Raw genomic sequence first — 907 nt, forward strand, 5'->3', positions numbered from 1 at the left:
TACACCGATGAAAATAATAATGAACAATATAATTTAGACAATCCTATTCCTATAAAATTAGACAATCCTATTCCTATAAAAGAATTATCTTGGACATTTAAAGAATGAGATAGTATAACAAAACAATACAAAACAATAACAACATATTTTCATAAAACATATTCTAATCAATTTACTTTTAATCCTTTTGATAAATACCATGTATTTTATGAAAAATTTGTAACACCGTATTTACCTTTAAATGAAAGAATTAAAACTATTTTAAAAGAACATAACCCATATGAAGGACCGAATGCTAATCGCAAATTTAATTGTTTGTGTCACCATCTCTATTTTTATTGTGGTTCGATGTTAGCCTTGGACACATCACCACTATCGCAAGTTATTAAAAATAACCTCATACACTATTTCAGTACTTGCCTCGGCCGGCTGTGGGAATGAGTATAAACTCATGTTCTTATGGAAGCACTTAGTTATTTATAAAATAACTGTCCCACTCTGCATTAAGTTTTATAAAATCAAAGTTTTAACAAACCAGTTTCTCAATCAAAGATAATTTTTGAATTTTCTAGTTTTTGATAAAATTGCTTTTGTGTTTTATCTTTTACTTTATTCAATAAATTTCTTTTTACTTTATTCAATAAATTTCTATGTTTTTCACAAGTTCATAAAACTTTATTTGATACAAATTCTTCGTTGATTAATGATGATAATTTATAACAATCATTAACATCACATATTTTTTGTTGTTTAATTATCATTACCTCCTTTTAGGAGTTGTTTTATTTTAAATAAAAAAACAACCCTAACAAGAGTTGTTTTTTTTGCCGCTTCATTGTACATTATACATCACTAAGAAAGCTAAAACAGTAGCAATTCCAATTTATATTTTAAATCTTTGTTTTAT

General features: G+C 25.5%; 2 protein-coding genes. One reads left to right on the forward strand and one right to left on the reverse strand.

Going from position 1 to position 907, the window contains the following annotated elements:
- The coding region (locus C6B38_RS11235) for a hypothetical protein (protein ID WP_233485568.1) at nt 1-447 on the forward strand (447 nt) is incomplete at its 5' end.
- 56 nt (nt 448-503) lie between these two features.
- On the opposite strand, the gene C6B38_RS05510 is transcribed toward C6B38_RS11235, so the two are convergent.
- Complete coding sequence (locus tag C6B38_RS05510) at nt 504-761, reverse strand: hypothetical protein (protein ID WP_105298940.1); 258 nt, start codon at nt 759-761, stop codon at nt 504-506.
- Nucleotides 762-907: the final 146 nt, after the last annotated feature.

This window comes from Spiroplasma sp. ChiS (assembly GCF_002968355.1).
GTDB lineage: Bacteria > Bacillota_I > Bacilli_A > Mycoplasmatales > Mycoplasmataceae > Spiroplasma > Spiroplasma citri.